We start from the raw sequence: 16,859 nt of genomic DNA, 5'->3' as shown, positions 1-16,859 counted from the left end.
ATATAAAACCTTTACAGTATCTTCTATTCTTACCAGATCGCCTTTTATCGTTAATTCATTTCCTTTCGGATATATGGAAACATTAAATTTATTTTCTAGTATTTCAAGATGCTTATCTTCTATTCCGCATATAGATATAAAAGAATCAACATCTTTGAATTTTACCTTATTATCTAAAATTTTATTATTAATTATACAAGTCCTTTATAATTTAAAATCGCTTACTTAATAATATACTAAAATCATATCTATTGTCAATATTAACTAAAAAAAATATAATTTTTTTTACAATAATTATTTATAGTGTATAAATACTGTATAATTATTGGTTCGATTTAAATAAATTTATAATTGATTATTAAAAATAGATTTACTATACACTAAAATTTTTTGCGATATTTTTTAATATTATTTCACATATATAATTTATATATATAATATTATATATATAACAATATTCTTTTATTAGTATAATTTTGTTAATAATTACTAAAAAACAAAATAATTTTAAATATATAGTATATTATTACTTAAAATAAAAATAAAAAAATTATAAAAATATATAGACTATTTTTTTTATTTATAGTAGTATATAATAGTTTAATAATATATTTTAATTATAAGGTTATAAAGTTATAATACTTTGATTTAATTATGAGAATTTTACTAGCAATAACAAGCTCAATATCCGCATACAAAACTCCATTTCTTGTAAGCCATCTAAAAAAACAAGGGCATAATGTTATCTGTGCCGTTACAAAAAATGCACAAAATATGGTCGGTGCTAAAGCATTAGAAACTATGAGCGGAAATAAAATAATAACAGATCTATGGCAGGAAGATGATATACTTAGACATATCCACATAAATGAAGAAACAGATATATTATTAATAGCTCCTGCTGATGTAAATATTATAGGAAAAATAGCAAATGGTATATGCGATGATGCTATAAGTACAATGGCATGTGCATATACAAAAAAGAAATACTTTGCTCCCGCTATGAATCCTAATATGTGGGCTAATAAAGCAAATCAAAGAAATGTAAAATATTTAATAGAAGAATTAAACTACGAATTGATATCGCCTGAAAGCGGAGAAATGGCATGCAATGACACAGGAGTAGGAAGACTTGCAGATATAGATACTATAATACAAAAAGTAACTTCATATAATAAATCATTAAAGTATAATAATATAAGATTCACAATTACATCAGGGGCTACAATAGAATGGATAGACCCAATAAGATATATAACTAATAATTCAAGCGGTAAAATGGGAGCTTCTATATATGAAGAAATATCTTCAAACGGCGGAATATCTACATATATAGAAGGCAAAGTTAATGAACCTTTAAATGTAAAAAATAATGATAAGAAAATAAAAGTCAATACCACTAAAGAACTTCAGGATAATGTATTAAATGAGCTTGATAATACAGATATACTTATTATGGCTGCTGCTCCTTTAGATTTCAGACCGGCACAAGTATTTGATAAAAAAGTAAAAAAACATAATATAAATACTATAGAATTAATCGAAAATGATGATATACTTCTATCTGCAAAAAATAAAAAGAAAAATCAAACAGTAATAGTATCTTTCGCTGCGGAAACTGCTGAAAATGATGAAGAACTTAAAAATTATGCTTTAGACAAAATGAATAGAAAAGATGCTGACATGATAGTTGCTAATAAAATAAAAGATGCTATAGGAAAAGATACAAATAAAATTACAATATTTTTCAAAGACGGAAGATTTAAATCTTTTCCTGTTTTAAATAAAAGAGAATGCGCCAAAGAAATAGTTTCTGAGGCTGTTTCAGAATGGAATAAAAAAAATAATATTACGGGATTGAAATAATGAGTTATCTTTATGAAATAAAAGAAATTAGTAAGATATATGGTCATGGAGGAGGTGCCACACAGGCATTAAAGTCTGTTAACCTTACTATAGAAGAAGGAAAACTTACTGCTATATTAGGTCCTAGCGGTTCAGGAAAAAGTACATTACTTAACATATTAGGAGCTTTAGATAAGCCTACAAGCGGTCAAGTATTATTTTTAGGTGAGGATATATCTCATTACAGCGATAAAAGATTGGCAAAATTCAGAAGAGAAAATATAGGCTTTGTATTTCAAAGTTATAATTTGCTTCCTAATCTTACCGCTATAGAAAATGTTGAATTTTCCACTGAAATTACAGGTCTTTCAAGAACTAATGCAGAGGAAGCTTTAAAATTATTGGGACTTGAAAATAGAGTAAAACATTATCCTACAGAATTATCAGGAGGAGAACAGCAGAGGGTAAGTATAGCCCGTGCAATAGCTAAAAAGCCTAAAGTAGTATTATGCGATGAACCTACAGGGGCATTAGATAATAAAACAGGCGTTATGGCTTTAAAAATACTTAGAGACCTCAATAGAAATTTGGGAACAAGCATCATACTTATAACTCATAGTAAAGAAATAGCCAAAATGGCTGATACTGTTGTAAAAATTTTGAGCGGAGAAGTATTAGATAAATATGATGTGGAAAATCCTTTGAATCCTGAAGATATAGAGTGGTAAAAAATAATGATAAATATAAAAACAAAACTATTATTTAGAAAAATAAATAAACAGCTTGCTATATTTATGTCTGCTGTATTCATAGTAACATTAGCTGTACTTTTTTTTGTTGCTGTAAAAACAGTATATAGAGATTTTAAACTTTCAGCAGAAAATTACTTTGAAGAAAACACATTAGATGATTTAGCATTATTCGGTATGTTTGATACCAATGATATAGAAACACTTGAAGAGATGAAGGGAGTTGACAGAGTAGTTGCTAAACATAGATTTCAAGGTAAAATAGAAAATATTGATGCTATAATTTACGGCACTGATAATTCAAAAGACAGGATAAATAAACCTTATATATATGAAGGAAAGACTGAATTAAAAACTAATGAAATAGCAATCAATAAAAATTTTGCAGAAGCTAATTCTCTAAAATTAGGCGATACTGTAGAAGTAGTATTTAATGATAAAACTAATTCATTTATTATAGCAGCTTTAGTATCTTATCCTAATTATGTGTTTCTTTTTAAAGATGGAGCAAGCACGGCATCAGAAGCTAAAGATTTTGCAGTTATAGAAGTTAATGAAGATCATTTTAATTATATACCTTATAATTCAATATATATAAAATATACTGATGATGCTAATAAAAAAAATGTTGAAAATCTAATAAAATTAAAATTAAAACAAAAAATATTCTTATCTACAGACAGAGAACAATCAGTGAACTATGTGAATTATGAGCAAACATTACTTCAAATAGACTCTTTCTCATATATATGTCCTTCTATACTTCTTCTTATGGCAATACTTTTACTTTATATTATACAAAGAAGAAATGTAGCTGTAGAAAGAAAACAAATAGGAATAATGAAAGCTATAGGACTTACAGATTTTTCTATAATGTTTATGTATATAAAATATTCATTTTTAGTATCATTTTTCGGAATACTTTTAGCTTTTATTGCAAGTAATTTTCTTTTACCTCCTATATTCAATGCACTCGGAAATATATTCGATATGCCTAATTTCAATCATAACACTTATATAGATTTATGGGTAATATCAGCAGTAATTATATTATTTGTATGCATATTCTCAAATCTTTTAGCTGCTGTATCAATATTAAAATTAAATCCTGCTCAGTCTATGAGAGGAGAGCCGCCTAAAGGATCCGGTAAAATATTTATAGAGCAATTACCAATTTGGAATAAATTTTCTTTTAATACAAGATATGCTATAAAAAATGCCTCAAGAAGCAAAACAAGATATTTAGCTTCTCTTTGGGGAATGTTTGCTGCTATAAGTATGACTATATTTGCTCAGGGATTTAATAACTCCTTTGATTATTTCTTATATAACTTGTACGAAAAATTTGCTTTATATGATGTTGTTGTTAATGTAAATTCTACAAAATGGGAAGATAATTCTGATATATTAACTAATGACGGAATTAAATATTATGACAAAGCAGCAATTTATCAGGCAAGATTATATCCTGCATTTAAAGATAATGCAGAAAGTTTATATATACCTGCTTTAATATATAAAGATAGTTTCTCATCTATGGATATACCAAATAATAATGAAAAAGAAGATTCTGTAATGATTCCAAAATATTTGGCTGAAAAACTAAATATTAAAGAAAATGATTATATTGGCATAGAATTATACAGTTTAGGAAACAGTATTTCCAGAAGAGTCAAAGTAAGTAAATTTGTTGATCAGCAAGGTATGTTTTATGTTTATATAGATAAAAAATTTGCTGAAGAAACATTTGAAATACAAGATGTTTATAACAGCATATTTATATCTACTAAAGATAATGTTACTAAAGAAGATATGAAAGATATATTAGATAAAAGCAAAGAAGTTTCATATTATAGTTTCAGAAATGATGAGTATGAAGCCTATAAAAATCAGATAGCGACTATATATCTTTTAGTACAAATACTTATATTCATAGCATTCTTACTCGGTGCTACTTCGCTTTATGGTGTAGGAGTTATCACTCTTGCAACTAGGAGATATGAGTTTACTCTCCTAAAAGTTATGGGATATACTACAAAAGAAATTATGATAGCATCTTTAAAAGAAACTATTACTCAGATAATAATTGCCATACCGCTTGGAATAGCTGCAGGATACGGAATATTGTATTTAGTAAAAAAACCTTTCTCAAGCAAACTATTCTCATTCGTTCCGCATGTATATGAATCAAGTTATATACTTGCCGTAGCATTGCTTATAACTGTAATATTCCTTGTATCTGTAATGAGTGCATATTATATAAACAGATTGGATATGGTTGAAGGATTAAAAGACAGAGAAGAATAATTAAATAAAAATAATACAAATTTATATATAAACGCTTGACTTTTTTTTTAATTATTGTATAATGATAATCACTTCGCTGGTGTAGCTCAATTGGTAGAGCAGCTGATTTGTAATCAGCCGGTTGCGGGTTCGAGTCCCATCACCAGCTCATTTTTTTTATCCATTTATTTTTCTAATCTAATTTTCAATATCAAAAATATTTAATAATTAATCAACACTATATTTCGATAATATATTGCAAATAATAGTTAGGATAGGTATATATGTTAAAATTAAAAGATATTATAAATAAAAAAGGATATTTCATAATAGCTGAAGCCGGATGTAATCATGAAGGCGATTTAAATACCGCAATTAAACTCATTAAAGAAGCCGCTAAATCAGGTGCTGATGCCATAAAATTTCAAAGCTTCACTCAAAAAACTTTATTTGCTTCTAGAGAATATACTAAGGTTTTAAAATTAAAAGATGATGCTTTAGAAGGAGTTGATAATGTTATATTAAAAAAAGAATGGTATGAGCCTTTAATAAAAGAAGCTAAAAAAAATAAAATCATGTTTATAACTACTCCTTTTTCTGTGGATTCTGTGAATGATATTGTTTCTTATGATATACCTATAATAAAAATAGCTTCATGCGATATAGATAATATACCTTTGCTTGAAGCTGTTTCTAAAACACAAAAACCGGTTATACTTTCAACAGGACTTGCCTTAAATAAAGATATAAAAGAAGCATTAAAAATATTGAGAAAAAATGAAGTAGCGTTACTGCATTGCTCTGTAGAATACCCTACTCCTTTGCAAAACGCCAGACTTAATAGAATATCCGTTATGAAAAATCTATTTAAAAATAATATAATAGGATATTCAGATCATACTATAGGTATTGAGGCTCCCATAATTGCTGTTTCTTTGGGTGCTAAAATAATAGAAAAACATTTCACTGTAACACCTGAAAAAGAAACAGGAGATCATATCATAAGTTTAGAAACCAATGGTATGTCTGAAATGATAAAATCTATTGATAAGACATTAACTATGCTTGGAGGAGATGCTGCAAGCAAAAAAGAGCATATATTAAGCAAGCAGGAGAAAAAAGAACTTGTATATGCTAAAAGAGGAATTTATTTAAGTCATGCTATGCTTAAAGGAGAGATAATTACAGAAAAAGATTTAATTGCTTTAAGACCTTGCGTAGGAATACCTGCTAAGTATTATAAAAAAGTTTTAGGTATGAAATTAAAAGTTGATAAAAAATCTAATACCGCTTTAAGTTTTAAGGATTTAAAAAAATAACTTGAAATAAAAAATGTTTTATGATAGAGTTTAATAAATAAGGAATGAGGTCTCCTTAAATTATTTAATTAATACATATTTTTATTAAATAATTAAACCGCTTATATTTATTTTTTATATAAAAGCTGATGACTTCTGCAAATTTCATGATTTTTTATGATTATTAAAGAATAAATAAAATCTTTAATGATTGATATATGGATTTGCAGATTCAGTTTTTATATATTTTAAGCCAATCTAATAATTCATATACTCATAAAAAATCAAATAATAATAAAAAAGGATTATATATTTATGCTTCTTAGTTTAGCCTTGATATTTTTATGCGGTATGCTGCTTGGAAAAATATTCTCACTTTTAAAACTTCCTTCTCTTTTAGGTCTTATAATCACAGGAATAATATTAGGTCCATACTGTTTTAATTTGCTTGATAATTCAATACTTTCAATATCATCAGATTTAAGAGAATTAGCACTTATTATAATATTAACAAGAGCAGGGTTTAATCTTGATATAGAAGATTTAAAAAAAGTTGGGCGGCCTGCTGTTCTTATGTGCTTTGTGCCTGCCTCTTTTGAAATAATAGGAATGATTTTAATAGCACCTAAACTTTTTGATATTAGCTTATTAGATGCTGCTTTAATGGGGGCTGTTGTTGCTGCTGTATCTCCGGCAGTGCTTGTTCCTAAAATGCTTAAACTTATAGATGAAAGATACGGCACTAATAAAAGCATACCTCAGTTATTAATGGCAGGTGCTTCTGTAGATGATATATTTGTAATAGTATTATTTACATCTTTCACTTCGCTTGTAAAAGGAGGAAGTATATCTTATATTGATTTTATAAAAATACCTACTTCAATAATATTCGGACTTTTATTAGGTGTGATTATAGGTTTTATACTATCAAAATTCTTTACTAGATTTCATATAAGAGACAGTGCTAAAGTAGTTATAATACTGAGTATATCTTTTATACTTGTGAGCATAGAAAATTCTATATCAAATTTATTAGGAAATATCGTAGGAGTATCTGGTCTTTTGGCAGTTATGAGTATTGGAGCATATCTTAAAAAATCAAAGGAAGAATTATCAAAAAGGCTTTCATTAAAATACTCTAAACTTTGGGTAGCTGCTGAAATTATGCTTTTCGTACTTGTAGGTGCTGCTGTAAATATTAATTATGCTTTTAAAACAGGATTTTTAGGAATTATATTAATATTTGCTGTTTTGATATTTAGAATGTTCGGAGTTTTTATATCATTAATAAAAACTAAACTAAATAAAAAAGAGAGAATATTTAGTATGATTGCATACTGCCCTAAAGCAACTGTTCAGGCTGCAATAGGTTCAATTCCTTTATCATTAGGTTTTGCCTCAGGAGAAATTATACTTGTTATAGCGGTTCTTGCCATATTAATAACTGCTCCATTAGGAGCTTTTGCCATAGAGGCTTCTTACAAAACATTATTAGAGCATGACAAATAGTTTTAATTTTTTGACAATAATATTAGATGATTAAGGATTTGTTTTTTATATAAACAAATCCTTAATCGTAAATAAAAAAATGTATGAAAAAATTATTTACCTGTAACATTTATAGTGTCATAATCAGTGAAATCATTTTTACTCTCTAAATCTTTTTTCTCATAATCTTTAAGAGGTATTTTATTTCTTATAGCAGCATAAACAGTAGGAACTATTATAAGAGTGAATGCTGTTGACACTAAAAGCCCTCCTAGTATGGCAATGGATAAAGGCTGGTACATTTCATTTCCGCTTCCTCCTGACAATGCCATAGGCAAAAGACCTAATATTGTTGTTAAAGTTGTCATAAGTACAGGTCTTAATCTTCTAGGACCTGATTCTAATGCTGCTTCATCACCATTGATATTTTTTTCATGCATAAGCTGATTCATATAATCTATAAGTACAATACCATTATTTACTACAATACCTATTAGTACAATAAACCCTATACCGCTGTATACGCTTAAAGTTTGTCTTCCTATAAATAATGCTGCCAAAGAACCGGCAAAACCAAATGGTATTGCTAATGCTATAACAAAAGGAGCTATAAATGATTCAAACTGACTAGCCATTATAGCATAAACCAAAACTAACGCTAATATAAATGCCTGAATAAGCTGTAAAAATGCTTCTTTCATATCCTCAAAATCTCCCGCATAATTAATATTAAATCCGGAAGGAAGGAATACTTCTTTTGAAATGATTTGCTGAACATCCTGCATTATTTCGCTTAATGCTCTATTATAAGCTGATGCTCTTATAGTTGTTATTCTTGTACTGTCTTTTCTCTCTATCTCCGTAGGTCCGTAGCTTTTTTCTATAGAGGCTATTGATGATATAGGTACTATTCCCGAAGTTGTAGGTATCATAAGTCTTGATATATCATCTATTTTTAATCTGTCAGGCTCTCCTAACTGAACATTAACATCTATATCTGTAACATCAGAATTGGCCGGAGTCATAGTTGTAGCAGTAGTTCCTGCAAAACTTGTTTTAATAATATTCGCTATAGTATTTACATTGATACCCATTTTGGCAGCTATTTCTCTATTAACATATATTTTAAGCTCAGGATTAGAATCATCTCTTGTAAGTCTAGGCTCTCTTATTCCTTCTATATCAGATATGGAGTTTATTATATTATTTGCTATTTCTGTAGACTTATCTAAATCATCTCCTACTAGCTCTATTTCTATTTCCTGACCTCCTGTTCCTCCGTCTCTTCCTCCGCTGCTTATAGCTGAGGTTGTTATTGCTGATATATTAATTTGTGCCGGGTATGATACTAATGCATTTCTTGTTATTTCTATATATTCATCAACAGAAAGTTTTCTTCCTTCACTTTTTTCTCTAAGCTGCACTCTTATTTCAGCAGCATTCTCTTCAGAGCCTGATTTTACCCTAGACTGCATTCTATCAAAATCCTCTCCTATTGCATTCTGTATATCGCTTTCCATTCTGCTGACAAAAGCCTGTGTCTGCTCAGATTTAGTACCTACAGGCATCTTTACATCTATTTTAAATTGTCCTTCATCTGAAGTTGGAAATCCTTCTTTACCTATAAAAATTAAGCCTAATATTATGATTATAAACACAACTGATAATGATGAAATAAATACTTTCTTTTTGTTTTTTATAGAATAACTTAATAAAGCAGAATATAAGTTATTAATTTTACTATGGAATTTATCATTAACAAAATTTTCTATAGGTATTAAAAATTTCATTTTTTTATTTGTTACAAGTCTAGCCCCAAGCATAGGAACTATAGTAAGTGCCACAAATAAAGAACCTATCATTGAAACTGTAACTGTAATACATAAATCTCTAAATAATTGACCTGTTTGTCCTTCAACGAAAAGAAACGGCAAAAACACTGCAATTGTTGTAAGAGTAGAAGCCGATATTGCAAGTGCAACAGTTGAAGTACCATTTATAGCAGAAGAATATTTTCCGTATCCGTTATTTCTATAATAAAATATATTTTCCAAAACTACAATAGAGTTATCAACCATCATACCAATACCCAAAACAAGTCCTGATAATGATATAATATTTAAAGTGATTCCAAGAAAATACATTAATGTAAATGTAATAATAATGGATATAGGAATGGAAACCGCTATTATAGAAACTGTTTTTACATTCCATAGATAAAGCATCAATATAATAACTGCAAATAATCCGCCCTGCCAAGCTGTATCTAATACTCCTTTTATAGCTTCATTTACATTATCAGCACTATTAAATAATATTTCATACTCCACACCTTCAGGAAGATTTAGATTAGCTAATTGTCTTTTTACCGCTTTTGACACATTAACAGCATTTCCTCCAGACTCTTTATTAACAGATACGGATATTGCCGGCATACCGTTAATCTTTACTATTTCAGAGTCATCGCTGTATCCCTGATAAACTCTTCCTATATCTTTTAATTTTATGGGTGTATCATTAGTTTTTAATGCTACAACAGTATTTTCAATATCTTCCGGTGTTGTAAACTCTCCCATAGTTCTTAGAGTATATTTGTAAACTCCTTCATAAGTATCGCCTCCGGATAAATTCTGATTTTCTGATGATAAAAGAGAAACTATACTGTTAATATCTATACCGTAGGCATGAAGTCTATTCAAAACTAAATCAACTTTCATCTCACTTTTAAGTCCGCCCCTTATTTCTGCTCTTGCCACTCCGGAAGCCTGTTCTATTTTATTTAATATTTGATTATCTATTAATGTGTATAATGCTCCTAAATTATCCGTACCGAAAAAAGCTATTTCCATGATAGGAGTCATATCTGTAGAAAATTTTAATACTGTGGGACTATCAGCATCATCTGGAAGAGAATTTTTTACTCCGTCTATTGCCTCTCTTACATCTGCTGTGGCAACTGCTAAATCAGTACCCCAATTAAATTCTATAAATACACTTGACTCTCCCTCTTGCGAAGTAGAAGTTATTGTATTAATATCGCTTACTGTGGCAACCGCATTTTCAACTACTCTTGTAACTGATTTTTCTACCTCTTCAGGTCCTGCATTCTCATATACTGTTCTTACTGTAATATAGGGAAGCTCCATATCAGGTAAAAAATCAACTGCTAATTTACTCAAACTTACAAAACCCAATATTAATACCGCTATCATACACATAAAAACAGCTACAGGTCTTTTTACTACTAACTCTATAAAATTCTTCATTCGCTTTACCCTACCTCTTATATAGCATACTATATATTTTAATTTTTTTAACTTAGACGAATAACTATAAAAAAAGTTTCAAGACTAACTATTTTTTGTCAAAATAATTACTCTATTTTTCAAAAGATTCTAATTCATCACATAATTTTAGAAAATCTTCATAAACTTTTATAGACTGCAAATATCTTAAATCAAGCATATATCCGGAATCAATATGTTTAAAAAACTCAGCATCCCAAAGTTCCGTTGCTATAAAACCTTTCTTATAATCATATTTATAAGGCTCAAATTTAAATATATAAGTTCTAAAATATTTAACTTTAGCAAAACATAATTTATATATTCTAAATAATATCCCTATGGTATCATTTCTATTTAAAAACTTATCTGTAAATATTAATGTTTTATGCGAGTTTTCTTTTTCCTGATACCAAGATCCCCCCTCTTTTATTAGATCATATTTCTTTATGATGTTTTCTTTATCCGAACTATAAAGAGATGTAAAATCATAATCATATACTACCTCTTTATAAATAAAATCTATTCCATCGCATGCTATATAAAAATAACTGTTCATATCATCAGCTTTAATTTTTACCATAATGGAATATTTACCATTGATTACATTTTTATATTTTTTAATGATATCTTCAATCTCATCATTAGAGCATAAATAAAATACATCATACTCATTAGGGCATGCATTAAAATATTTTGAGCATTGCACAAAAGAGGCATTTTTAAAAATTATCTCAGCAATATGCCCCAAACTTAAATCATTTCCGCCTACTATATGAAGATTATATTCATAACTAGAAATCATAAAATCAATCCACATATTATTCTTTATTGAATTATTGATATTTTCTATCTTCTCTTTTGCAAGCAATGTATTAATTTCATCTATATAACTTTTAAACTCTCTTTCCATATATTTAAAATTTGTAAAGGCAACTCTATCATCATGCATAATCACTTTTATACATATAGCATCATTATTTGATATATAAAATAAATATTTTTTTTCATCATTGTATAATAAAAAACCTTCCTCTGATTCTTCTATTTTTGCATTTATTTTAGATTTTATATATTTCATAAGTGAAAACATAGCATTTATATCATTGCTTTTATTATCATAAAGAAATTTTATTATTTTTAATTTTTCATCTAAAGAAATTATTTTATACATTAGCTATCCAAATTACATAAAAATATATTAATTTTATTATAATATAAATACTTTATTTTTTAAAGTGTAAAATATAAAATCATTTTTAGGAACTTTTTAATAACTAGTTCGTCTAAAAGATAAACCAACTAATTTTAGAGGTTTAGTTTATATGAAAAAAATAATAATTGCTGCTTTATTAATTTTTAATATATATAATTTATATGCCGATGAAAATTTCATAATAGATGATACTTCTATTAAAATATTGACTGATGCCGGAATAGATGTAAGTTTAGAAAAAAAATATACTATAAATTCAATCATAAAAAGATACTTGAAAGATGTAAGAAAGATTTTAAATGAATTAAATGAAATCAATATGAAAATAAATGATGAGTTTAAAAAAGAAGATATAAATTTGGATAATATAAAAAAATTAATATTTGAGAAAAAAGAAAAAGAAGCCGATTTTGATTATACTATAATGTCATGCGACTTGGATATATTGTCATTATTTTCAGATAATGAGATAAAAAGGATAAAATATTATATTATTTTTAGAAAATAGAGGGAACTTTTTATATAATAATTTCGTCTAATAAGGAAAAGATAATATAATATTAAAAATTATGGAGCGGTGAGGAGAGTTTATGAATAAAATATTTTATACTATATCGTTGATATTATTGTTATCTTTGTCAATTTTGGCACAACCGGGACCTAAAGGTCCTGGTCCTCATGGTCCTGGATATGGAAGAAACAGAAGAGGCGGAGAATTTGATAAAAGATTAGGACATGATCCTTTACAATTTTTTAGAAAAATTGGTATAATTCTAACTGAAGAACAAGCTGATAGAATGTATGATATAGCCATCAGATTCATCACAGAAGAAGAACCTATAAGATTAGAAATAGAAAGAATTGATAACAGTATAAGATTAGAATTAATGAAAGATAATACTAACAGAGAAGTAATTAAAAATCTGATAAGACAGAAAAAAGAGCAGGAAGCTTTAAGAGATTATTTAAGAATAGTCAGAGATTTAGATATTATAGATGTTCTTACTCCAGAGCAAAAAGCTCAGCTAAACAGCCGTATGATGAGATAGGAAATTTTTATAAGGATAAATATGAGCAGTGCTATGGCTTACGAAGATAATATAGATGCATTCAAAACAGGTAATGAGGAAGCTTACAAAGAGCTTATAGAAATGTATAAAAAACCATTATTCAATTTGGTTTATTCTATCATTTCTAATAAAGATGAGGCAGAAGAAATTGTACAGGATGTTTTTGTAAGTTTTTATATAAAAAGAGAAAGTTTTGAGGGCAGAAGTAAAATATATACTTGGCTTTATAGAGTTTCTTTTAACAGAGCTGTTGATCATATAAGAAAAAAAGAAAGAGAAAAAAAATACCGCTTAAAAGAATATAGAAATTCTGAAGTACAGGAATCTGGAAATGACGACAGCATACATAGAATCATATTGGCTGAGGCATTGGAAAAATTGGAAGATGATTTTAGAATTCCGCTTATGATGGCTGAATACGAAAATTATTCTTACAATGAAATATCTGAAAAATTGGATCTGCCGGTTAATACTGTTAGAACCAGAATATTCAGAGCTAGAAAAAAACTTTTGGCTATTATGAAAAAAATGGGGGTGAGCTTATGAAAAATAATCATGAATATTATGAAATGCTTATTAGCAGATATAAGGACAATGATTTAGATGCTAATGAAATCTTTGAAATGGAGAAACATTTAGCTTCTTGCAAATCTTGTCAGAAATTCAAAGATGAATTAAATTCTATGTCATCTATACTTCTAGGAAAATCAAATATAAAAATTGATAAAAAGCCTGTAAGTATATTTAATAAAAAGAGAGTCATAGCATCTATAAGTTCAATAGCGGCTGCTTTACTCATATTCGGAGCTGTTAGTGCAATATATAACAATAATAATAATATTACAAGCAATTCAGATGATACCCCAACATTAATGGCTTCTGATATGAATAACAATTCTGTAATAACAACTAGTGCAGATGATTATAATACACAAGAAGATTATGCACCTTTATCAAGCTATTTTACATATAGCGATATTGATGATGAAAATGATTCATTAGATGATAATAATTCAGAAATCTCTATAATGTCTGCATATATTTATTATATGGGTAAATAACGCATGTTAAATAGACAAAAAATATAAAAAGTTTGTAATTCATAATAGCACAATATTATTAAAAACAATTATACATGCGTTTAATACCGCTTTCAATCTAATCATAACTTGGGCGGGCATTGCTTTTTCTTAGAGGATTAAAAAAACAATAATAACTATATTTATGATAATAACAATAAATATAAAGGGTGGAGAATTAGAATAAATTCAACATTATTTTAAATCATATTTTAGAAAGTTTTTTCACAGTAGTAGGAAGCAATTTATGTTCTTCTACTAATACTCTTTTTTGTAAAATATCAGCAGTATCATCTTCTTTTACAGATACTTTAGCCTGCATTATAATATCCCCTCCGTCTATAGTATCAGTAACATAATGAACAGTACATCCTGATTCCTTTTCCTTATTTGCAATTACTGCCTCATGCACATGAATACCATACATTCCCTTTCCGCCATATTTAGGAAGAAGAGATGGGTGAATATTAATAATTTTTCCTTCCCATTTTTTTATAAAATCACTATCTACTATTGATAAAAATCCAGCTAACACAACTAAATCTATATTAGAAAGTTTTTCATCTATTTTTTTAAATAAATCTTTTTTGTATATTTTTCTATCTAATAATAAAGCTTTTATTCCAGCATTTTCGGCAATATTCAATCCCCCGCAATCCCTATCAGCAATAACTATATCTATTTTATAATAATCATTATCCTGAGCATCTATCAAAGATTTTAAATTACTTCCTCCGCCCGAAATTAAAACAGCTACTCTAAGCATATATCACTCTTATCCTCATTATCATTTTTAGCAATATACCCAATTTCATAAGCAGATTCATTTTGTTCTTTCAAATCATTTATAATATTATCTTTATCCTCTTTAGAAGCTATTATAACAAATCCAATCCCCATATTAAAAGTATTATACATCTCTTCTTCTTTTATATTACCTAAATACTGAATATAATTAAATATATTAGGAGTATTAAAACTATCCTTTTTAATTACAGCTTTGTATCCCTTAGCAACAGAACGCGGAACATTTTCTATTAAACCGCCGCCTGTAATATGTGCCATGCCTTTAATATTATATTTTTCTAATAAAGGCAAAACTTTTTTTACATATATTTTAGTAGGTATTAAAAGAGTTTCTCCTATTTTTTCACCTTCATATACAGCATTGTAATCTCGTACAAGTTTCCTTATCAAAGAAAATCCATTACTATGAAATCCTGAAGATGCAATACCTATGATAGAATCGCCCTCGCTGACTTTAGAGCCGTCAATAATTTTATCTTTCTCCACAACACCAACACAAAAACCAGCTATATCATAATCTCCGTCTTTATAAAAACCCGGCATTTCCGCAGTTTCGCCGCCTATTAAAGCAGCCCCCGCATCATAACATCCGTCTGCTATACCTTTTACTATTAAAGCAGCTGTCTCTCCATTTAATCTTCCGCAAGCAAGATAATCTAAAAAGAAAATCGGCTTAGCACCATGACAAAGCACATCATTAACGCACATAGCAACAGCATCTATTCCAACAGTATCATACTTCTTCATAGAAAATGCTATCTCTAATTTAGTTCCCACTCCGTCAGTTCCTGATACAAGTACAGGATTATTATATTTACCAAGTTCATACAAAGCACCGAAACTTCCTATATTATTAAGTACATTTGAATGCATAGTTTTAGATACAACTTCTTTCATCAGAGCTACAGCTTTATAGCCTTCTTCTCTGCTGACTCCGCTGTCTTTATAAGAAACTCCCATAAATAATTTCCTTATTTTAGAATTTAATAATAGAAAAAATGTCTACTAAGTATACCAATATTTTATATATTTACAAGAAAAATTTTTTTATTTGCTTAGAAACTATTATTAGAATGTTATACCAATAGCCAATCTAGGAAGTAGTGCAAATCTTATAGTATGATTAAATGAATACCCCAAATCTAATAAAGATATATCAATAAAAGGACGAACAGGCCAATTTGCCCCCATTTTTGTAAACATATCTATCTTAAATCCCATCTCACCAGATATATAAAAATTTACTATAGCACTTAAAGTTTCTTTATTTGCCGCATAATCTTTCCCTTTAACAGCAAATATATTCATACCAACCTTAGGAAGAAGGAAAAAACCATTATCTCTATTACTTTTATTAAAATAAAATCTCACCCCTATAGATGACGGTATAACAACAACATCAGCATTATATATTTTTTGATAACTGCTTGCTCCATTAACAGTTATAGTGCCATTATAATGAGCATTAAAACTATATATTCCAAAAAAAGCATCTATAGCCTGTTTTGGTAAATATGCATAGTTATATGTAAATGCTATACCAAATCCTCCTTTAAACAAATGTTCAGTCGCTCCATTTTGAGGCTTGAATATTGAATTTGCTATACCAGGCAAAGTAGCAGCAGAAAATATTGTAGTGCCAAAATCTATACCAACAGCATGCCTAGCATTTTCATAATTTGCTGCATAAATTAAAGAATTAAATAATAATATAAATATTATAACCTTTTTCATAAT

Annotated in this window: 14 protein-coding genes and 1 tRNA gene; 10 read left to right on the top strand and 5 right to left on the bottom strand. The window is 28.0% G+C overall.

Translation table 11 applies throughout. The annotated features are described in order from the left end of the window. Nucleotides 1–654: 654 nt before the first annotated feature. The 6 genes from coaBC (at nucleotide 655) to BFL38_RS12565 (ending at nucleotide 7,687) form a co-directional block, all read left to right on the top strand. Nucleotides 655–1,866, top strand: a complete 1,212-nt coding sequence (gene coaBC / locus BFL38_RS12590) for a bifunctional phosphopantothenoylcysteine decarboxylase/phosphopantothenate--cysteine ligase CoaBC (RefSeq protein WP_069727354.1) — start codon at nucleotides 655–657, stop codon at nucleotides 1,864–1,866. Continuing rightward, complete coding sequence (locus tag BFL38_RS12585; RefSeq protein WP_008726638.1) at nucleotides 1,866–2,573, top strand: ABC transporter ATP-binding protein; 708 nt, start codon at nucleotides 1,866–1,868, stop codon at nucleotides 2,571–2,573. The genes coaBC and BFL38_RS12585 overlap by 1 nt, the downstream gene beginning before the upstream one ends. Nucleotides 2,574–2,579: 6 nt before the next feature. Next, a complete protein-coding gene (locus BFL38_RS12580; RefSeq protein ID WP_069727353.1) occupies nucleotides 2,580–4,901 on the top strand; it encodes an ABC transporter permease in 2,322 nt (773 codons plus the stop codon). Nucleotides 4,902–4,976: 75 nt separating this feature from the next. Further along, a tRNA-Thr gene (locus BFL38_RS12575) sits at nucleotides 4,977–5,049 on the top strand. Between the two features lie 115 nt (nucleotides 5,050–5,164). After that, the gene (locus tag BFL38_RS12570; RefSeq protein ID WP_069727352.1) at nucleotides 5,165–6,199 is read left to right on the top strand and encodes an N-acetylneuraminate synthase family protein; all 1,035 of its coding nucleotides are present in this window, start codon (nucleotides 5,165–5,167) and stop codon (nucleotides 6,197–6,199) included. 294 nt (nucleotides 6,200–6,493) lie between these two features. Then, nucleotides 6,494–7,687, top strand: coding sequence for a cation:proton antiporter (locus BFL38_RS12565; RefSeq protein WP_069727351.1), 1,194 nt, complete (start codon nucleotides 6,494–6,496; stop codon nucleotides 7,685–7,687). A gap of 92 nt (nucleotides 7,688–7,779) precedes the next feature. Here BFL38_RS12565 and BFL38_RS12560 read toward each other — a convergent pair whose 3' ends face one another. Both BFL38_RS12560 and BFL38_RS12555 read right to left on the bottom strand, forming a co-directional pair. Further along, nucleotides 7,780–10,932: an efflux RND transporter permease subunit gene (locus BFL38_RS12560; RefSeq protein ID WP_069727350.1), complete on the bottom strand. Its 3,153-nt coding sequence runs from the start codon at nucleotides 10,930–10,932 to the stop codon at nucleotides 7,780–7,782. 112 nt (nucleotides 10,933–11,044) lie between these two features. Then, complete coding sequence (locus tag BFL38_RS12555; RefSeq protein ID WP_069727349.1) at nucleotides 11,045–12,124, bottom strand: hypothetical protein; 1,080 nt, start codon at nucleotides 12,122–12,124, stop codon at nucleotides 11,045–11,047. Between the two features lie 151 nt (nucleotides 12,125–12,275). On the opposite strand from BFL38_RS12555, the gene BFL38_RS12550 reads away from it, so the two are divergent. The 4 genes from BFL38_RS12550 to BFL38_RS12535 all read left to right on the top strand — a co-directional run bounded on the left by BFL38_RS12550 (nucleotide 12,276) and on the right by BFL38_RS12535 (nucleotide 14,297). Further along, nucleotides 12,276–12,674: a hypothetical protein gene (locus BFL38_RS12550; protein WP_069727348.1), complete on the top strand. Its 399-nt coding sequence runs from the start codon at nucleotides 12,276–12,278 to the stop codon at nucleotides 12,672–12,674. 82 nt (nucleotides 12,675–12,756) lie between these two features. After that, nucleotides 12,757–13,215, top strand: coding sequence for a Spy/CpxP family protein refolding chaperone (locus tag BFL38_RS12545; protein ID WP_069727347.1), 459 nt, complete (start codon nucleotides 12,757–12,759; stop codon nucleotides 13,213–13,215). A gap of 21 nt (nucleotides 13,216–13,236) precedes the next feature. Further along, nucleotides 13,237–13,782 carry an RNA polymerase sigma factor gene (locus tag BFL38_RS12540; RefSeq protein ID WP_069727346.1) on the top strand — a complete coding sequence of 182 codons (546 nt, stop codon included), beginning with the start codon at nucleotides 13,237–13,239 and terminating at the stop codon, nucleotides 13,780–13,782. Continuing rightward, nucleotides 13,779–14,297, top strand: coding sequence for a zf-HC2 domain-containing protein (locus BFL38_RS12535; RefSeq protein WP_069727345.1), 519 nt, complete (start codon nucleotides 13,779–13,781; stop codon nucleotides 14,295–14,297). The genes BFL38_RS12540 and BFL38_RS12535 overlap by 4 nt, the downstream gene beginning before the upstream one ends. 223 nt (nucleotides 14,298–14,520) lie before the next feature. On the opposite strand, the gene purN is transcribed toward BFL38_RS12535, so the two are convergent. The 3 genes from purN to BFL38_RS12520 form a co-directional block, all read right to left on the bottom strand. Continuing rightward, nucleotides 14,521–15,081, bottom strand: coding sequence for a phosphoribosylglycinamide formyltransferase (gene purN, locus BFL38_RS12530; RefSeq protein WP_069727344.1), 561 nt, complete (start codon nucleotides 15,079–15,081; stop codon nucleotides 14,521–14,523). After that, the gene (gene purM / locus BFL38_RS12525; protein ID WP_069727343.1) at nucleotides 15,069–16,082 is read right to left on the bottom strand and encodes a phosphoribosylformylglycinamidine cyclo-ligase; all 1,014 of its coding nucleotides are present in this window, start codon (nucleotides 16,080–16,082) and stop codon (nucleotides 15,069–15,071) included. Before purM ends, purN begins: the two co-directional genes overlap by 13 nt. A gap of 108 nt (nucleotides 16,083–16,190) precedes the next feature. Continuing rightward, nucleotides 16,191–16,856 (bottom strand): hypothetical protein, encoded by a 666-nt coding sequence (locus BFL38_RS12520; RefSeq protein WP_083249424.1) that lies wholly within the window; start codon nucleotides 16,854–16,856, stop codon nucleotides 16,191–16,193. Nucleotides 16,857–16,859: the final 3 nt, after the last annotated feature.

It is taken from the genome of Brachyspira hampsonii, from assembly GCF_001746205.1.
Lineage (GTDB): Bacteria > Spirochaetota > Brachyspiria > Brachyspirales > Brachyspiraceae > Brachyspira > Brachyspira hampsonii_B.
This window is presented reverse-complemented; position numbering and strand designations above follow the sequence as displayed.